The 15,910-nt window shown below is 70.7% G+C and carries 13 protein-coding genes and 2 pseudogenes; 10 read left to right on the forward strand and 5 right to left on the reverse strand.

Annotated features, from left to right (window positions below; translation table 11 throughout):
• Together EES43_RS21740 and EES43_RS21745 are read left to right on the forward strand one after the other, a co-directional pair.
• Window positions 1-1,253, forward strand: a 1,253-nt coding sequence (locus EES43_RS21740) for an RHS repeat domain-containing protein (RefSeq protein WP_164493223.1), incomplete at its 5' end; no start/stop codon positions are given.
• Window positions 1,254-1,359: 106 nt separating this feature from the next.
• A complete protein-coding gene (locus EES43_RS21745; protein WP_124270267.1) occupies window positions 1,360-1,779 on the forward strand; it encodes a hypothetical protein in 420 nt (139 codons plus the stop codon).
• A gap of 118 nt (window positions 1,780-1,897) precedes the next feature.
• Here EES43_RS21745 and EES43_RS21750 read toward each other — a convergent pair whose 3' ends face one another.
• Complete coding sequence (locus EES43_RS21750) at window positions 1,898-2,464, reverse strand: MSMEG_1061 family FMN-dependent PPOX-type flavoprotein (RefSeq protein WP_124270268.1); 567 nt, start codon at window positions 2,462-2,464, stop codon at window positions 1,898-1,900.
• A gap of 236 nt (window positions 2,465-2,700) precedes the next feature.
• On the opposite strand from EES43_RS21750, the gene EES43_RS21755 reads away from it, so the two are divergent.
• From EES43_RS21755 to EES43_RS21770, 4 genes are read left to right on the forward strand one after another with little or no spacing between them, the layout of a single operon-like run.
• Entirely contained in the window at window positions 2,701-3,768 is a 1,068-nt protein-coding gene (locus EES43_RS21755) for a FecCD family ABC transporter permease (protein WP_241192493.1), read from the forward strand.
• Window positions 3,765-4,847 carry a FecCD family ABC transporter permease gene (locus EES43_RS21760; protein ID WP_241192494.1) on the forward strand — a complete coding sequence of 361 codons (1,083 nt, stop codon included), beginning with the start codon at window positions 3,765-3,767 and terminating at the stop codon, window positions 4,845-4,847. Before EES43_RS21755 ends, EES43_RS21760 begins: the two co-directional genes overlap by 4 nt.
• 58 nt (window positions 4,848-4,905) lie before the next feature.
• Window positions 4,906-5,733 (forward strand): ABC transporter ATP-binding protein, encoded by an 828-nt coding sequence (locus tag EES43_RS21765; protein WP_124270270.1) that lies wholly within the window; start codon window positions 4,906-4,908, stop codon window positions 5,731-5,733.
• 48 nt (window positions 5,734-5,781) lie between these two features.
• Window positions 5,782-6,810: an iron-siderophore ABC transporter substrate-binding protein gene (locus EES43_RS21770; protein WP_206430101.1), complete on the forward strand. Its 1,029-nt coding sequence runs from the start codon at window positions 5,782-5,784 to the stop codon at window positions 6,808-6,810.
• A 231-nt stretch (window positions 6,811-7,041) separates the two neighbouring features.
• On the opposite strand, the gene EES43_RS21775 is transcribed toward EES43_RS21770, so the two are convergent.
• Window positions 7,042-7,662 carry a YceI family protein gene (locus tag EES43_RS21775; protein ID WP_124270272.1) on the reverse strand — a complete coding sequence of 207 codons (621 nt, stop codon included), beginning with the start codon at window positions 7,660-7,662 and terminating at the stop codon, window positions 7,042-7,044.
• A gap of 306 nt (window positions 7,663-7,968) precedes the next feature.
• Here EES43_RS21775 and EES43_RS21780 point away from each other — a divergent pair, with 306 nt between their 5' ends.
• Window positions 7,969-8,493 carry a hypothetical protein gene (locus tag EES43_RS21780; RefSeq protein WP_124270273.1) on the forward strand — a complete coding sequence of 175 codons (525 nt, stop codon included), beginning with the start codon at window positions 7,969-7,971 and terminating at the stop codon, window positions 8,491-8,493.
• 78 nt (window positions 8,494-8,571) lie between these two features.
• On the opposite strand, the gene EES43_RS21785 is transcribed toward EES43_RS21780, so the two are convergent.
• Together EES43_RS21785 and EES43_RS21790 are read right to left on the reverse strand one after the other, a co-directional pair.
• Window positions 8,572-9,348, reverse strand: a complete 777-nt coding sequence (locus tag EES43_RS21785) for a peptidoglycan-binding domain-containing protein (RefSeq protein ID WP_124270274.1) — start codon at window positions 9,346-9,348, stop codon at window positions 8,572-8,574.
• A 322-nt stretch (window positions 9,349-9,670) separates the two neighbouring features.
• Window positions 9,671-9,982: pseudogene (locus tag EES43_RS21790) on the reverse strand (beta-1,3-glucanase family protein); the annotation flags it as partial.
• A gap of 272 nt (window positions 9,983-10,254) precedes the next feature.
• On the opposite strand from EES43_RS21790, the gene EES43_RS21795 reads away from it, so the two are divergent.
• The 3 genes from EES43_RS21795 (at window position 10,255) to EES43_RS21805 (ending at window position 15,717) form a co-directional block, all read left to right on the forward strand.
• Window positions 10,255-13,518, forward strand: coding sequence for an endo-alpha-N-acetylgalactosaminidase family protein (locus tag EES43_RS21795; RefSeq protein WP_241192495.1), 3,264 nt, complete (start codon window positions 10,255-10,257; stop codon window positions 13,516-13,518).
• A 344-nt stretch (window positions 13,519-13,862) separates the two neighbouring features.
• A complete protein-coding gene (locus EES43_RS21800) occupies window positions 13,863-15,446 on the forward strand; it encodes an acyl-CoA carboxylase subunit beta (protein ID WP_124270275.1) in 1,584 nt (527 codons plus the stop codon).
• A gap of 67 nt (window positions 15,447-15,513) precedes the next feature.
• On the forward strand, window positions 15,514-15,717 hold the full coding sequence (locus tag EES43_RS21805) for an acyl-CoA carboxylase subunit epsilon (RefSeq protein WP_124270276.1): 204 nt from the start codon (window positions 15,514-15,516) through the stop codon (window positions 15,715-15,717).
• 91 nt (window positions 15,718-15,808) lie between these two features.
• Here EES43_RS21805 and EES43_RS21810 read toward each other — a convergent pair.
• Window positions 15,809-15,910, reverse strand: a pseudogene (locus EES43_RS21810) (ATP-binding protein); the annotation flags it as partial.

Raw genomic sequence — 15,910 nt, forward strand, 5'->3', positions numbered from 1 at the left:
GTCTCGGATGTCCGTCAAAGCGGATCAAGCCCACAACCACGTCCGGTGCTACTGGCAGCAAGCTCAACTTCCTCGCAGCCGACCACCACGGCACCAGCAGCATTGCGACCGACGCGACGACCCAGGCAGTCACCAAGCGCCACAGCACTCCGTTCGGCGCTCCTCGTGGAGCCAAGCCGACCGCCTGGCCTGATGACAAGGCGTTCCTGGGCAAGCCGGCTGACGCTGCAACCGGGTTGACTCACATCGGTGCCCGTGCGTACGACCCCGGGACCGGCCAGTTCATCAGCGTCGACCCGCTGCTCGAACTCGATAAGCATCAGACGCTCAACGGCTACAGCTACAGCATCAACAACCCACTCACCTTCTCCGACCCCACCGGAATGGGCCTCGCCTGCGGGGGCGCAGGCGGAGCCGGTGAAGGCTGCCCGTCAGGGCCAGGTGGATCCAAGGGCAACGGCAGGCCGAAGTACATCAACACCACGACACCAGAGTCGTCGAAGGGTGGAACGGCCCGCCTCGGCGGTGGCGCTGCGTCGGCCCCCACAACGCTTTTCCCTCGTATGCGGGGTGTACAGCCTGTCCCCTACTTTGATCTTGATGCTCAGTCGTGGAATTCCCTGGGTTATAATTTTCCGTCCAATCCGGCTGATGATTACGGAATCCTATACGAGGGTGATGTGAATTCGTGGGAGACGTCCAGGGCCTTGTTCTTCGGATGGATTCTTGGTGCAGGTAATCCTCTTCAAGTCGTGGAGGAGTTCCGGGGAGGTGCTGTTTTTACGGCAAAACTTTCCCGGCATCAAACGATCAGAAGTCTTAGGTCCGCTCTTCTTCGGCAGGCGGTTGATGAGGGGGTGGAAGCTGCTGCTGCCAAAAATGCTGTTGCGGCAGAATATCGAGACAAAGGTCCGGAGCCAGGTAGTCCGTGGTATCGGTTCAACTCGATCAGAGGGGCCGCTGCGGATATATCAGGAGTGCTTTCTAATGGCAAGGTTGGTACGCAAAATGAAGCGGCAGCATTTCTTGGTTCCTATCGAGCCACTGGAATAATTCGGTCAGTGAATCGAAATAAGGGGCATGTTGTCCTCGAATTCTCGGCGTGGAATTTGAGTGACTGGAGGTCTGCAACCCATCTGGTTCCACGTGAAATTAACCCCTATGTAACAGGATTGCCGGGAGCTGCCGTGGAGCAAAGATTTTCGTGGCGTGAGAAGCTTCCCTTGTCTTCTTGTGGCTGCTGGGCCTATTGATTCATGTTGAACCTTTTGAAGTCTGTGCCTCACATGGTTCGAGGTTGCAGGCGACTCTCCCGGGAGATTTGCTTTGAGATTTTCTACCAAGGTGAGTTGGTGGATCGTGGCATCTGCCATGCTCGCGGTTTCCGCTGGTTGCGGCAATTCAGAGGCGCCGCATGTCGTGAAAGCGTCCGAGTTGGTCGGATCGTGGCGCAGTGCGGATGGCGGCGTGGTCACATTCCACGAAAATCGTGATCTGGAAGTTGACGGGCTGCCGCTTCAAAATTCCTTCAGGGCAGGGTGTCCGGACGGGTCGACCGCGCAGAGTTGGTCCTTCTTTGCTGATTCGGGTGACTCGGTCGGTTCTTTGCAGGCTTCGCCGGACGCTGCTGAGGGGAGTTCGATTTCGATCGGTTTCGCCGAGGATGTCACGGCTGAGTGCCTCGTTGATTTCAACGTGATTGATGGTGGTGACGCCATCTGTGTTTCGGATGATATTGACCGAGTGTGCTCCTCTGAAGTCCGCCTCAGAAGAGTCTGACCGTGGGCTGCATGGAGAGGTGATAGCTCCGCGCGGCGTTGCCCATGTCAGGAAGGGTCGGTGTCATCTGCGCGTGGAAACCCGGCCGGAAAGGGATGAGCGGGCTCCCGCGCCGCCCTCACGCCTCCCACGTCTGCGGCGTCCACACCCCCGAGCGTCGCAGCGCGTTCGGGCAGTGGCGGAAGATCTCGTCGATTTCGACGACCACGGCCAGTTCCGGTCGCCGGCCCTTCACCGTCATCGCGTCGAAGAACGGGGCGTCGGTGAGCAGCCGGGCGCGGCCGTTGACGCGCAGTACGTCCATCGCGCCCGGTATCAGGTAGAGCAGGCCCACGTGCGGGTTGGACAGGATGTTGTGGAAGCTGTCCGCGCGGCGGTTGCCCGGTCGGTCGGGCAGGGCGAGGGTGCCCGTGTCCAGGACGTGCGTGAAGCCGGGGCCGTCGCCGCGCGGGGAGACGTCGCAGTTGCCGGCCGCGTCCGACGTGGCCAGGGCGCAGAGCGGGGAACGGGCCAGCAGGTCCAGGTCGTCGTCGGTGAGCCGGTCGTGGACCTTGTCGATGACGATGGGGTGCGGGACGCCGAGGATCGTGCGCAGCTCCTCCGCCGAGCGCAGTTGCACGGCTCCGGCCAGCGGGTCCAGGACCGTGGCGGACGTGGTGGCGTCGGCCGGGGCGGCGTACGACAAGGGGGACTCCGTACTTCGTGGGGTGCGGCAGTGCCACGCGGCGGGGCGCTGTTAGGGTGACCTTACTTCGGGCCCCCCTGTGCTTCCCCTCCGGGGGTGGCCGGTGCGGAAGGCCGGATTCCGGGCCGGCGGGGCCGATGTCCTCCGCCCCGCAGGGGCCCCGGCAGGCGGCGGCGCCGACGAGCAAGGTGAGGAACAGTGCACAACCGCATTCCGGCCGCCCCGGTGGCAGGGCCGTGAGCGCCCCGGCCGGCACGGGCGCGGAGGAGCGAACGAGCGCGAAGCGCGAAGCGACGCGCAGGCACGGCCGGCCCGTCCTCGCCCTGGGGCTCGTGGCCGTCCTCGCCGTCCTGCTGCTCACCGCCGTGGCCAGCCTCGCCGTAGGCTCCGGCGACGTCTCGTTCGACGACGTGCTGCACGGGGTCCTCGACCCCGACCTCACCGTCAAGGGCCAGCTCATCGTCCAGGAGGTCCGCGTCCCGCGCACCGTCGCCGCGCTGCTGGCCGGTGTGGCGCTCGGCCTCGCGGGCGCGGTGATGCAGGGCGTCGCCCGCAACCCCCTCGCCGACCCGCAGCTCCTCGGCGTCAACGCCGGCGCCTCGGTGGCCGTCGTGTGCTCGATCAGCCTGCTCGGCTTCACCGCCGCCACGCAGTACATCTGGTTCGGCTTCCTCGGCGCGCTGCTCGCGGCCCTGCTCGTGTACGGGGTGGGCTCGCTCGGCCGCGAGGGCGCCACCCCGGTCAAGCTGGCCCTCGCGGGAGCGGCGACCAGCGCCCTGCTGACCTCGGTGACGTCCGCGATCCTGCTCCAGGACCGCGGGAGCTACGACCAGTTCCGGTTCTGGCAGCTCGGCGCGCTCACCGCACGCAGCGCCGAGGTGCTGTGGCAGGTGTCGCCGTTCATCGCGGCCGGCACGCTGCTCGCCCTGCTGCTCGGGCCGCAGCTCAACGCCCTCTCGCTCGGCGACGACCTGGCGCGCGGGCTCGGCCAGCGGATCGGCGCGGCCCGGCTGACGTCCGCGCTCGCCGTGGTGCTGCTCTGCGGCTCCGCCACCGTCGTCGCCGGACCCATCGGCTTCGTCGGGCTCGCCGTCCCGCACGCCGCCCGCCTCCTCACCGGCCCCGACTACCGGTGGGTCCTGCCGTACAGCATGGTGCTCGCGCCGATCATGCTCCTGGTCGCCGACATCATCGGCCGGGTCGTGGCCCCGCCCGGCGAGGTGCAGGTGGGCGTGGTCACGGCCGCGATCGGCTGCATCCCGTTCATCTGGCTCGTCCGGCGCAGGAAGCTGGTGGAACTGTGACCGGGATCCCCGCCCAGGACACCGCCGCGGCGCACCGGGCCCGCCTCGCCGAAGCCGTGGCGGCCGTCGCCTCCGTACGCGAACGGGGTCGTCGGCGCTCCGTGCTGGCGGCGGCGGGCCTGCTGGCCGCCGTCGCGGTCGTGCTCGGCCTCTCGCTCAGCGTCGGCGACCTGGTGATGCCGCTCGGCAAGGTGCTGGCCACCCTGTTCGGCGACGGTGACGGCGGTTCGCGGTTCGTCGTGCTGGAACTGCGACTGCCGCGCGCGCTGCTGGCGATCCTCGTCGGCGCCGGGTTCGGACTCTCCGGAGCCGTCTTCCAGTCCGTGCTGCGCAACCCGCTCGCGAGCCCGGACGTCATCGGCGTCAGCGCCGGGGCCAGCGCGTTCGCGGTGACGGCGGCCCTGCTCTTCCAGGTCAGCGGGCTCATGCTGTCCGCGAGCGCCCTGACCGGCGCGGTGGTCGCCGGGGCCGCCATCCACCTGCTCGCCCGGCACAACGGCACCACCGGCCAGCGCCTGGTCCTGATCGGCGTCGGACTGGGCTCCGGGCTGGTCAGCGTCGTCTGGTTCGTGATGGCCCGTGCCGAGGTCGCCGACGCGCAGCAGGCGTTCCTCTGGCTGAACGGCAGCCTCAACGGCCGTTCCTGGGGCCACCTGTGGCCGCTGCTCGCCGCCCTGTGCGTACTCGTCCCGCTCACCGCCCTCGCCACGCGGGCGCTGGGACCCCTCCAGCTCGGGGACGACACCGCCGCCGGGCTCGGGACGAAGGTCGAACCCGGCCGGCTCGCCCTGCTCGGCTGCGCGACGGCGCTCGCCGGGGTGGCGACGGCGGCGGCCGGACCCGTCGGGTTCGTGGCGTTCGTCGCGGCCCCCATCGCCCGCCGCCTGCTCCCGGGCCGGGGCGCGGCGCTGCCGCACGCGGCGCTGACCGGGGCCCTGCTGGTCCTGGTCGCCGACTTCGCCGCCCAGCACATGCTGCCCTCGGTGCAACTGCCGGTGGGTGTGGTCACCAGCGTCATCGGCGCCCCGTACCTGCTCCTGCTCCTGGCCCGCGCCAACCGCGTGGGCGGCGGGGGTTGAGAGCGTGACCCGGATACCGACGCATCACCAGGACGACGACGAAAGGCGGGGCCCGGTCGTGGCCGAGCACACTCTTCAGGCCCGGGACGTCCGGCTCGGCTACGGAGACCGGGAGATCGTCTCCGGCCTGAGCGTGGACGTCCCGCCCGGACGGATCACCGTCATCGTCGGCCCCAACGCCTGCGGGAAGTCGACCCTGTTGCGGGCGATGGCCCGGCTGCTCGCGCCGTCCGCCGGCGCGGTCCTGCTGGACGGCCGCTCCGTCCAGGAGACGCCGACCAAGGAGGTCGCCGCCGTCCTCGGCATCCTGCCGCAGAGCCCCACCGCGCCGGAGGGCATCACCGTCGCCGACCTCGTCGGGCGGGGCCGCTATCCGCACCAGGGCTGGTTCCGCCGGTGGAGCGCCGAGGACGACGAGGCCGTCGCGCGGGCGCTGCTGTCGACCGACGTCCTGGACCTGGCCGACCGGCCGGTGGACGAACTCTCCGGCGGCCAGCGCCAGCGCGTGTGGATCGCCATGGCGCTCGCGCAGCGCACGGACATCCTGCTGCTCGACGAGCCGACGACGTTCCTGGACGCCAGCCATCAGCTCGACGTCCTGGACCTGCTCACCGACCTCAACCTGGAGCGGGGCGTCACCATGGTGGCCGTCCTGCACGATCTGAACCTGGCCTGCCGGTACGCGGACCACATGATCGCCATGAAGGAGGGGCGGATCGTCGCGGAGGGCCGACCGGTGGACATCGTGACGGAGGCACTGGTCGGGGAGGTGTTCGGGATGCGCTGCTCGGTGATCGAGGACCCGGCGTCGGCCACCCCGATGGTGGTGCCGCTGGGCCGCCACCATGTGCCGAGCCCGGCCGTCCGACCTGCGCGAACACGGTAGACGGACCCGGTGGCAGCGTTGTCATTAGGTGAGGCTAACCTAATGGGTATGAACGATTCCGCTTCCGTCGCCCGGCGCGCCCGGCGCACTCCCGTCCTGATGGCCGGCGCCGCAGCCGCCCTGCTCGTGGGCCTCTCGGCCTGCGGCTCGTCGGACGACTCCGACTCCTCCGCGTCCGCCTCCGCCCCCGGCGGCGCCTCCGAGGGCGCCTTCCCCGCGAAGGTGGCCACGAAGTTCGGCGAGGTCACCGTCGACAAGCAGCCCAAGCGCATCGTCGCGCTCGGCTGGGGCGACGCCGAGACGGTGCTCGCGCTCGGCGGCCAGCCGGTCGGCGCGAGCGACTGGCTGCCGTTCGGCGGCGACGGGGTCGGCCCCTGGGCCAAGGGCATGTACGACAAGAGCCCCGAGCTGATCGGCACCATGGAGCCGGAGTTCGAGAAGATCGCGGCCCTCCAGCCGGACCTGATCCTGGACACCAAGTCCAGCGGCGACCAGACGCGTTACGACACCCTGAAGAAGATCGCCCCGACCGTGGGCGTGCCCAAGGGCGGTGACCAGTACATGATCTCGTGGGAGCGGCAGACCACGATGATCGCCGCCGCGATGGGCGTGCCCGAGAAGGGCGAGAAGCTGATCGCGGACACCGAGAAGAAGTTCGAGGCCGCCGCGAAGGCGAACCCGGAGTTCAAGGGCGCCACCATCACGCTCGGCTCGCGCACCTCCGAGGGCTACGGCGCGTACGTCGGCGGCACGGGCCGGGTCGACTTCGTCGAGCGCCTCGGCTTCGAGAACAACCCCGCCGTCGAGGCGGCGGCCGGAGAGAGCTTCTTCATCCCGGTCTCCAAGGAGAAGCTGGACCTGCTCGACGCCGATCTCACGGTGATGACCCCGATCGGCGTCTCCGAGGCCGACATCAGCGGCGACAAGCTCTACCAGGCGGTTCCGTCGGTGAAGGCCGGCCGCTCGCTGATCTTCGACAAGGACGTCAGCCTCGCGTTCGCCACGGACTCCGTGCTCTCCGTCTCGTACGCGCTGGAGAAGGTCGTCCCGCTCTTCGCCGAGAAGGTCGAGCGCTGACCGCGACGCCGAACGACGGCGCGCCCCGCATCCCGTGTCGTCGGGGTGCGGGGCGCTGCCGTGTGCGGACCGGAGTGGTGCGCGGTCAGGCCCTGTGGGAGGCCGGAGCGGCGTGTGGTCGGACCGTGCGGGTGTCCGGGCCATGCGGGTGTCCGGGCCGTGCGGGTGTCCGGGCCGTGCGCGTGTCCAGACCGGTGGTCCAGGCCGGTGATCCGTCAGTCCTGCGGTGCGTCAGTCCTGCGGTGCGGCGGCCTTGATGGCGGAGATGTCGAAGGTGAGCTTGACCTTGTCGCTGACCATGACGCCGCCGGTCTCCAGTGCCGCGTTCCAGGTCAGGCCCCAGTCCGAGCGCAGGATGTTGGCGGTGCCCTCGAAGCCGACGCGCTCGTTGCCGTAGACGTCGGTGGCGGAGCCGTTGAAGTCCAGGTCGATGGAGAGCGGGCGCGTGACGTCCTTGATCGTCAGGTCGCCGGTGACGCGGTACGCCTCACCGCCCAGCTGCTCGGCCGAGGTGGAGCGGAACGTCATGAGCGGGAACGTCCCGGCGTCGAAGAAGTCGCCGCTGACCAGGTGGGCGTCGCGGTCGGCGATACCGGTGTCGACACTGGCGATCCGCACGTCGATCGAGGCGGAGGAGTTGGCCGGGTCGACGCCGTCCAGGGTCAGGGTGCCCTCGTGCTCGACGAAGGAGCCGCGCACATTGGTCACCATCGCGTGGCGCACCGTGAAGCCGATGCTGCTGTGGGCCGGGTCGATCGTATAGGCGCCGGTCAGGGCGGCCAGGGCCGGGTCCACCGCGGGGGCCTCGGCGATGGTCGGGGCGGCGGACGACTTGCGGTTGAACAGAGCCATGGCTCCTCCTCGGGGACGTGGTCGAGCGGGTGCTGCAGGTGTTGTTTAACCTTCAACGAGATTTACCGTAGCCCTATCTTGTTCAAGTTTCAACTTGCGTGCCCCTGATTCCGTGGTTTCCCCGTCCGGACGCCCGCGGGGGCGGTGGCGTGGCGGGGTCGGGTGAGCGATCGGGCTCGCTGTCGGGTGCGGCGAATCCCGCGGCCCTCTGGCGGACGCGCGTAGAGCTCGGGCACTATCTCCCTGCCCGGCGTGCGCGCCCGCGCCCGCGCGCCCTCGTTTGTCATGAGCAGGAGGAAACCCCTCATGGTGACCCGTCCACGACTCCGCTCCGCCCTCACCGCCCTCGCGCTCGTCCTCGGCGCGCTCTTCGTTCCCGGGATCGGCGTCCTCGGCAGCGGCCCCGCCGAGGCGAGCGCCGCGACCAAGCTGACCCACGCCCAGGCGACCTCCCGGTTCACCTCGTCCGGGATCACCTGGTCGTCCTCGGGCGGCTGCTCCAACCGCAACGTCCCCACCTGCACCTCGTTCGACCAGCTCAACCTGGCCACCGCCCAGGGCGCCCAGACGCTCAGGAGCGCCACCGGCTGCGCCCTCAACATCACCGGAGGCACCGAGACCGGCCACGCCGGCGGCACCTACTCCCACTGGACCGGCTACAAGCTCGACTTCGGCAAGAGCACCTGCCTCACCAACTACGTCAAGGGCGTCTTCACCTACATCGGCGTACGCGGCGACGGCGCGCCCCAGTACCAGTCCGGCTCCGGCAACATCTACGCGGACGAGGGCAACCACTGGGACGTGACCTACTACAACTGCGGCGGCTGCTGACCCGGCACCCGGCACCCGGCACCCGGCGGGCGCGGGCGGCCCCCGCGAGGGGGCGCGCCCGTGCCCGCCGGGCGGGGCTCAGCCGACCGGATCCACCGAGGGGCCCTCCTGCTCCAGCAGATCGCGGGCGAACGCCTCCCACCGCGCGTACCGGTCGGGACGCGCGGAGCGCTGCACCGCCTGGCACGCCCTGCCCGCGTCCATCGACTCCCAGCCGTCGATCTGGAGCAGTCCCGGATTCCTGCCGAAGTCGGCCACCCCGTAGAAGGACTTCGCGGAGGTCGGGACGTGGGTGATCTGCTCCGGCGTGCCCCAGCCCATGCTCGGGCGCTGCTGGAAGACGCCGAGCGAGTCGTTGTCGACGGGGATCGTGTGGTTGACGAACGTGGATTCCTGCATGGCCGTCATCAACGCGATCACCTGGCCCCGCACCGGGATGTCCGCGCCCTTCCCGACGCCGATGACGGTACGCGCGTTGGCGAGCTGGTCCGGGCCGAGGTCCGACGGCTCGATGAAGAGCGCGTGTCGTTCACCGTCCGTGGCCGCCGTGAGGAGGCGGGCGGTGGCGGGGTCCACGCGACCGGTGGGGGGCAGGCCGTGGCGCTGCTGGAAGACGCGCAGGCCCCGGCTGTCGAGGGCGTCGAGGCCGTTGAAGGCGTCGGCGGTCCCGGAGGTTTCGGAGGCGGCGGTGGCGGCGGGGGCGCCGGTCCGGCCGGCCGCCGCCGGGATCGAGGCGGGCGGGTCCGCCGGGCCGGGGGCGGGCGACGACGCGTGGGCGGAGGCCGGAAGGGCGGCCAGCAGGAGTCCGGCCGCCATGGCCGCGGTCACGCGGTGGGGGAGCGTGTTCTTTCGCATGGCGAACGGTCCCGGGAGGCGGAATCGAAAGTCAAGGACGCCACGCTGCGCCGGAATTGACAGGCGGTCGCCACCACGCCGACGGCCGCCCCCGGGGCGGACCCGTGCCGCCCCGCCCTCACGGACCGGCCCCCACGGACCGCGCCGCCCCGCACCCGCACCCCCCGGGCCGGCCCGCGCCCCGGGCCCGGCCCGCCTCCACGGACCTGCGCCTCCACGGACCTGCGCCGCCCGGACCTGCGCCGCCCGGACCCGGCCCGCGCCCCCGACCCGACCCGGCCCGGCCCCGGGGAACCCGCACCCCGGAGGCCCGCGCCCGCCCTCAGGACCCGACGCTCACCGTGAAGCGGCGCGGGTTCCCGTCGTGTGCCGCGCCGGAGACCTCCGGTCGGCCGTCCGAGCGGACGTTGTCGTATGGGAAGGCATAGCCGATCGGGCTGTTGGCGTGGACCACGCGCGACCAGTGGTTGGTGACCGCCCCGGTAGTGGTCCGCCACCGAGGTTCCGTTCCGTTGGGCCGGCTGGGGTGGCTCAGCATGATCGACCGGTTGAAGCCCGCCGCCAGCCGGGCCAGGATCGCCTTCCTGTCGTCCGAGTCGTCCGGGTTGCCGGCGAACGGACCGTGGTTGCAGGTCCCGTCGCCCTCCAGGGTCAGCCCGGAGAGCCCTCCTCGTCTCCGGGTCTGCACAACACGACGCTTCGAAGCGGAACGTGCCGCGCAGAACCGGAACCTGGCCCGATCGCGCCTCGGTGAACCGCCGCCGCGCGGCCACAAGAGGTGAAGGCGAGGCCACCGCGACCTGCGCACGGGCCACTTGGACTAACGCACCGGGGTTGTTGGACGGAGTCGGCCCGGGGAGCCGTACATCGTTGACGGTGTCCGGACGCGGCGACTACTCAGGGGCCATGTCGCGAAGATTCCCGTCGGCCGCCGCAGTCGCCGCCGCCTCAGCCGCCGTCCTGGCGCTCGTGGGGACCGCCCTCCCCGCCCACGCCGCCGATCCGCTCCCCACCGAGGCCGGGGCGGCGGAGCCCGGCGGCTCCGCCGTCATCGGATCCGCGCAGCTCGCCGTCGCCGTCGCCGACGACTTCCCGCGCGTCCTGTCGTACACCGACCGGGCGAGCGGCAAGCGGCTCCTCGGCAGTACGCGGCCGGTCACCGCGATCACCCTGAACGGCACGTCGTACCCGGTGGAGCTCAAGGGCGTGCCCAGGACGACCGCCTCGACCGCCCGCTACACCCTCGCCGTCACCGACCTGCCGGGCGTCGAGATCGACGCCTTGCTCACCGTCTCCGGGCGGGCCACCGCGTTCCGGGTGACGGCCGTGCGCGACACCGAGGCGTTCCGGGTGTCCACCCTCGACATCCCCGGGCACGACCTCGTCTCCGTCGGCTCCACGGAGCCGGGCGCGGCGACCGCGTTCACGACGCTGGACGCGGACTCCACCCGGACCGCCGACGTGTTCGCGAAGGTCACCGCGGACACCGAGCCCGACCCCGCACCCGTCGGCGCGAGCTACGCGATCGTCAACACCGGCTCGCTCGCCGCCGCCGTCGAGTCCAACTCCTCCTACGACAAGCCCTCGGGAGCCACCGGCGGCGACGACGCCCGCTTCTGGCACCGGGCGCGCACCGAGGAGGACGGTAGCGTCCGGGTCGGCGTCGGCTCCGGCCAGTGGACCTACCGGGGCGAGGGCGCGCCGGAACCCGAGAGCGGCGCGAACCTGCCCTGGGCCAAGGTCGTCGTCACGCCGGACGCCAACGGCGACCGGACCGTCGACTGGCAGGACGGAGCCGTGGCGTTCCGCTCCATCGCCGTCACCGCACCGGGCAGCGAGGACACCGCGGACCGGGTCGTCACCCACATCCCGTTCAACTTCGCCAGCCAGGCCACCCATCCCTTCCTGCGCACGCTGGACGACGTCAAGCGGATCTCGCAGGCCACCGACGGCCTCGGCCAGCTCGCCGTCCTCAAGGGCTACGGCTCCGAGGGCCACGACTCCGCCCACCCCGACTACGGCGGCAACTACAACAAGCGGGCCGGCGGGCTCAAGGACCTGAACCGCCTCCTCAAGGAGGGCGGGAAGTGGGGCGCCGACTTCGGGGTCCACGTCAACGCCACCGAGTCCTACCCGGAGGCGAAGGCGTTCAGCGAGGAACTGGTCGACAAGACCAGGCCGGGCTGGAACTGGCTCAACCAGAGCTACTACATCGACCAGCGCCGCGACCTCAACAGCGGCGACCTGGCGAAGCGCCTCCAGCAACTGCGCGACGAGACGGACGAGAACCTCTCCTTCCTCTACATCGACGTCTACTACCCGCACGGCTGGATAGCCGACAAGACCCTCCAGGCCGTGCAGAAGCAGGGCTGGACCGTCGGCACGGAATGGGCCGACAAGTTCGAGCGCGCCTCGCTGTGGTCGCACTGGGCCAACGACCTGGACTACGGCGGGGCCACCAACAAGGGCCTCAACTCCCAGATCATCCGGTTCATCCGCAACGGCGAGAAGGACATCTGGAACGACCACCCGGTCCTCGGCCAGAGCGCCCTGGAGGAGTTCGAGGGCTGGACGGGCGAGACCGACTGGAACGCCTTCTACGCCAACATCTGGCAGAAGAACCTGCCCGCCAAGTACCTCCAGCAGCAGCGGATCACCCGCTGGGACGGCAACGACATCACCTTCACCCGCGGGGTGCGCGGCACGGTCGAGAACGGCAGGCGCACCTTCTACGACCAGGGCCGCAAGGTCCTCAGCGGCAGCGACTACCTGCTGCCCTGGGACGGCGGGAAGAAGCTCTACCACTACAGCGAGACCGGCGGGACCAGCAGCTGGGAGGTGCCCGGCCGGGGCGCGTACACGGTCTACCGGCTGACCGACAACGGACGGGAGAAGGTCACCGCGGTCCGCCCCGTGAACGGCAGGATCACACTCACCGCCACCGCCGGACAGCCCTACGTCCTGTACCCCGACCGCGCCCCGAAGGCCGCCGGCCCGGACTGGGGCGCGGGCACCGCTCTGGACGACCCCGGCTTCAACGACCGGGCCCTCGCCGGCTGGAAGAAGACCGGTACCGCGGCGCGGGACACCGACGAGCAGGGGCGCAACAGCGCCGAACTCTCCGGTACGCCCGCCGCCTCGCTCTCCCAGACCGTCACCGGCCTCAAGCCCGGCAAGCGCTACACCGCCTCCGCCCTGATCGAGGTCGAGCCCGGCAAGACCCGCCGCACGACGCTCAGCGCCGGCGGGAAGTCGGTGGCCGTGGACCGCTCGACGGCCGAGGACTTCGTCGCCGCGTCCGACTGGCACGGCACCTACTTCCAGCGCGCCAAGGTCAACTTCACCGCACCCGCCGACGGCCGTACCACCCTCAGCGTCCAGGCGGCGGCCGGCAGCGCGGCCACCGTCCGCGCCGACGACGTGCGGATCGTCGAGAACGCCCCCGCCACGCGGCCGGGCGCACTGGTCCACGAGGACTTCGAGGCCGTGGACCAGGGCTGGGGCCCCTTCCTCAAGGGCGACGCGGGCGGCTCCACCGACCCCCGCACCAGCATTTCCCAGCTCAACGCCCCGTACACCCAGTCCGGCTGGAACGGGAAGCTCGTCGACGACGTGCTCGGCGGGAAGGAGTCGCTGAAGTCGCACGAGGAGAACGCCGGCCTCGTCTACCGCACCGCTCCCTGGACCGTCCCGCTGACCGACGGCCGCCGCTACCGGGTCGAGTTCGACTACCAGTCCAGCCACGCCGGGGCCTACAGCTGGGTCGAGGGCTACGACCGCGTCACCGCCGACGGCACGCCCGCCTCCACCGAGACCCGGGCCACGCCCATCGGGCAGCAGCGCACCACCGAGCGCTTCAGCCGGACGATCACCGCGGGCTGCGGCGACACCTGGACGGGCCTGCGCAAGCACGCCGACGCGCCGCAGGGAGCGGACTTCGTCCTGGACGGCTTCACCGTGACCGATCTCGGCCCCGCGCCCGCCGGCCAGGAGGCCGTCTGCGGCACCCCGGACGCCGCCTCCCCGAAGGGCCTGGGCACGCACGCGCCGTCGACGGTCCGCTATCACCCGGGCGGGCGGTGCGCGTCCGTCACCGCGAAGTACGTCGACGACGGCACCGGAAGCGATCGCGCGGACCGGGGCACCATGCCTCTCCCGTGCGGGAGTTGAACCACCGCAAACCTTCCGCCGCACCATCCGCCGCACAGGGATGTGACGGACGACGCGAGGGGCGGCGCCGGAGTCGGCGCCGCCCCTCGGGGGTGTCGGACGCCCCCTCGTCGCCGGTGTCCGGCGGCTGCTGCGCCATACTGGGGGCGACCGCGCGCACCGCCTGGCCCGTGTGCCCCAGGCCACACCCTGATCTTGTGGCATCCTCACAACGCGGAGCGGCGTTCTGCTGGTGGATCGCCTGCATCCCGTTGCGCTTCTGTTGACTCCCACCACGAAACCGAGCAGGAGACTGTACGGAGTCGACGGCGCGATTCCGGGGGCCGGGTTCGTAGGGTCGGTGTATGACCGTTGTGGACGAAATCCAGGGTGAGCCGAGCGACACCCGCGGCCGGGTGGCCGAACTGCTGGCCCTGCGCGAGCAGGCGCGGCGCGGCCCCAGCGATCGCGCCACCGAGGCGCAGCACGCCAAGGGGAAGCTGACCGCGCGCGAGCGCATCGAGCTGCTGCTGGACCCGGGCTCGTTCAAAGAGGTCGAGCAGCTGCGCCGGCACCGGGCGACCGGCTTCGGCCTGGAGGCCAAGAAGCCGTACACGGACGGCGTCATCACCGGCTGGGGCACGGTCGAGGGCCGCACGGTCTTCGTCTACGCGCACGACTTCCGGATCTTCGGCGGGGCGCTCGGCGAGGCCCACGCCACCAAGATCCACAAGATCATGGACATGGCCATCTCGGCCGGAGCCCCGCTGGTCTCGCTGAACGACGGCGCCGGAGCCCGTATCCAGGAGGGCGTCTCGGCGCTCGCCGGATACGGCGGCATCTTCCAGCGCAACACCCGCGCCAGCGGCGTCATCCCGCAGATCTCGGTCATGCTCGGCCCGTGCGCGGGCGGCGCGGCCTACAGCCCGGCGCTCACCGACTTCGTCTTCATGGTCCGCGAGACCTCGCAGATGTTCATCACCGGCCCGGACGTCGTGAAGGCGGTCACCGGCGAGGAGATCACCCAGAACGGCCTCGGCGGCGCGGACGTGCACGCCGAGACCTCGGGCGTCGCGCACTTCGCGTACGACGACGAGGAGACCTGCATCGCCGAGGTCCGCTACCTGATCGGGATGCTGCCCTCCAACAACCGCGAGAACCCGCCGACCGTCGAGAGCGACGACCCGGCCGACCGGCGCGGCGACGTCCTGCTGGACCTGGTCCCGGCCGACGGCAACCGCCCGTACGACATGCACCAGGTCATCGAGGAGCTCGTCGACGACGGCGACTACCTGGAGATCCACGAGCGCTGGGCCCGCAACATCATCTGCGCGATGGCCCGCCTGGACGGCCAGGTCGTCGGCATCGTCGCCAACCAGCCGCAGGCCCTGGCCGGGGTGCTGGACATCGAGGCGTCCGAGAAGGCCGCTCGTTTCGTCCAGATGTGTGACGCCTTCAACATCCCCATCATCACTCTTCTGGACGTACCCGGCTTCCTCCCCGGCGTCGATCAGGAGCACGGTGGAATCATCCGGCACGGCGCGAAGCTGCTCTACGCCTACTGCAACGCCACCGTGCCGCGGATCTCGCTGATTCTGCGCAAGGCATACGGAGGCGCGTACATCGTCATGGACAGCCAGTCCATCGGAGCCGACCTCACCTACGCCTGGCCCACCAACGAGATCGCCGTGATGGGCGCCGAGGGCGCCGCCAACGTCATCTTCCGCCGCCAGATCGCGGACGCCGAGAACCCCGAGGCCATGCGCGCCCGCATGGTCAAGGAGTACAAGGCGGAGCTGATGCACCCCTACTACGCGGCCGAGCGCGGCCTGGTCGACGACGTCATCGACCCGGCCGAGACCCGCGAGGTGCTGATCGCCTCGCTCGCGATGCTCCGCAACAAGCACGCGGACCTGCCGTCGCGCAAGCACGGCAACCCGCCGCAGTAGTCGTCCGCCGCGGCCCCCGGCGTCCCGGGGCCACGACCTTCCCGCAGAGAAAGACGGAGACCATCCCATGAGCCTGACTTCCGCCGAGTCCGTCCTGCGCGTCGAGAAGGGTCACGCCGACCCCGAGGAGCTCGCCGCCATCACCGCGGTCCTGCTCGCCCGCGCCGCCGCCCAGCCCGCCACCGCCGCCCGCCGCGGCCGGAACACGGCCGGCTGGCGCCGCCTGGAGCGCACGCCGGGCTTCCGCGCGCCGCACAGCTGGCAGGGCTGAACCGGAACCGCCCCGGCACGACGAGGGCCCCGCACTCCGTGAGGAGCGCGGGGCCCTTTCGCGACCGCCGGAGAGCGGCGGGGCCGGAGCCTCAGCGCAGGCGCGCCATGAGAGCGTGCTCCACCAGCGTGATGAGCGCGCTCTTGGCGTCCGCGCGGTGGCGGGCGTCCGTCGTCAGAATCGGGGTGTCGGG

It is taken from the genome of Streptomyces sp. ADI96-02 (assembly GCF_003846185.1).
Classification (GTDB): Bacteria; Actinomycetota; Actinomycetes; order Streptomycetales; family Streptomycetaceae; genus Streptomyces.

What these genes read in the sequence shown, in the direction of transcription:
- EES43_RS21770 (WP_206430101.1), top strand. Translation starts at nt 5,782, where the DNA reads ATGAACGATTCCGCTTCCGTCGCCCGGCGCGCCCGGCGCACTCCCGTC.
- EES43_RS21775 (WP_124270272.1), bottom strand. Translation starts at nt 7,662, where the DNA reads ATGGCTCTGTTCAACCGCAAGTCGTCCGCCGCCCCGACCATCGCCGAG.
- EES43_RS21780 (WP_124270273.1), top strand. Translation starts at nt 7,969, where the DNA reads ATGGTGACCCGTCCACGACTCCGCTCCGCCCTCACCGCCCTCGCGCTC.
- EES43_RS21785 (WP_124270274.1), bottom strand. Translation starts at nt 9,348, where the DNA reads ATGCGAAAGAACACGCTCCCCCACCGCGTGACCGCGGCCATGGCGGCC.
- EES43_RS21795 (WP_241192495.1), top strand. Translation starts at nt 10,255, where the DNA reads ATGTCGCGAAGATTCCCGTCGGCCGCCGCAGTCGCCGCCGCCTCAGCC.
- EES43_RS21800 (WP_124270275.1), top strand. Translation starts at nt 13,863, where the DNA reads ATGACCGTTGTGGACGAAATCCAGGGTGAGCCGAGCGACACCCGCGGC.
- EES43_RS21805 (WP_124270276.1), top strand. Translation starts at nt 15,514, where the DNA reads ATGAGCCTGACTTCCGCCGAGTCCGTCCTGCGCGTCGAGAAGGGTCAC.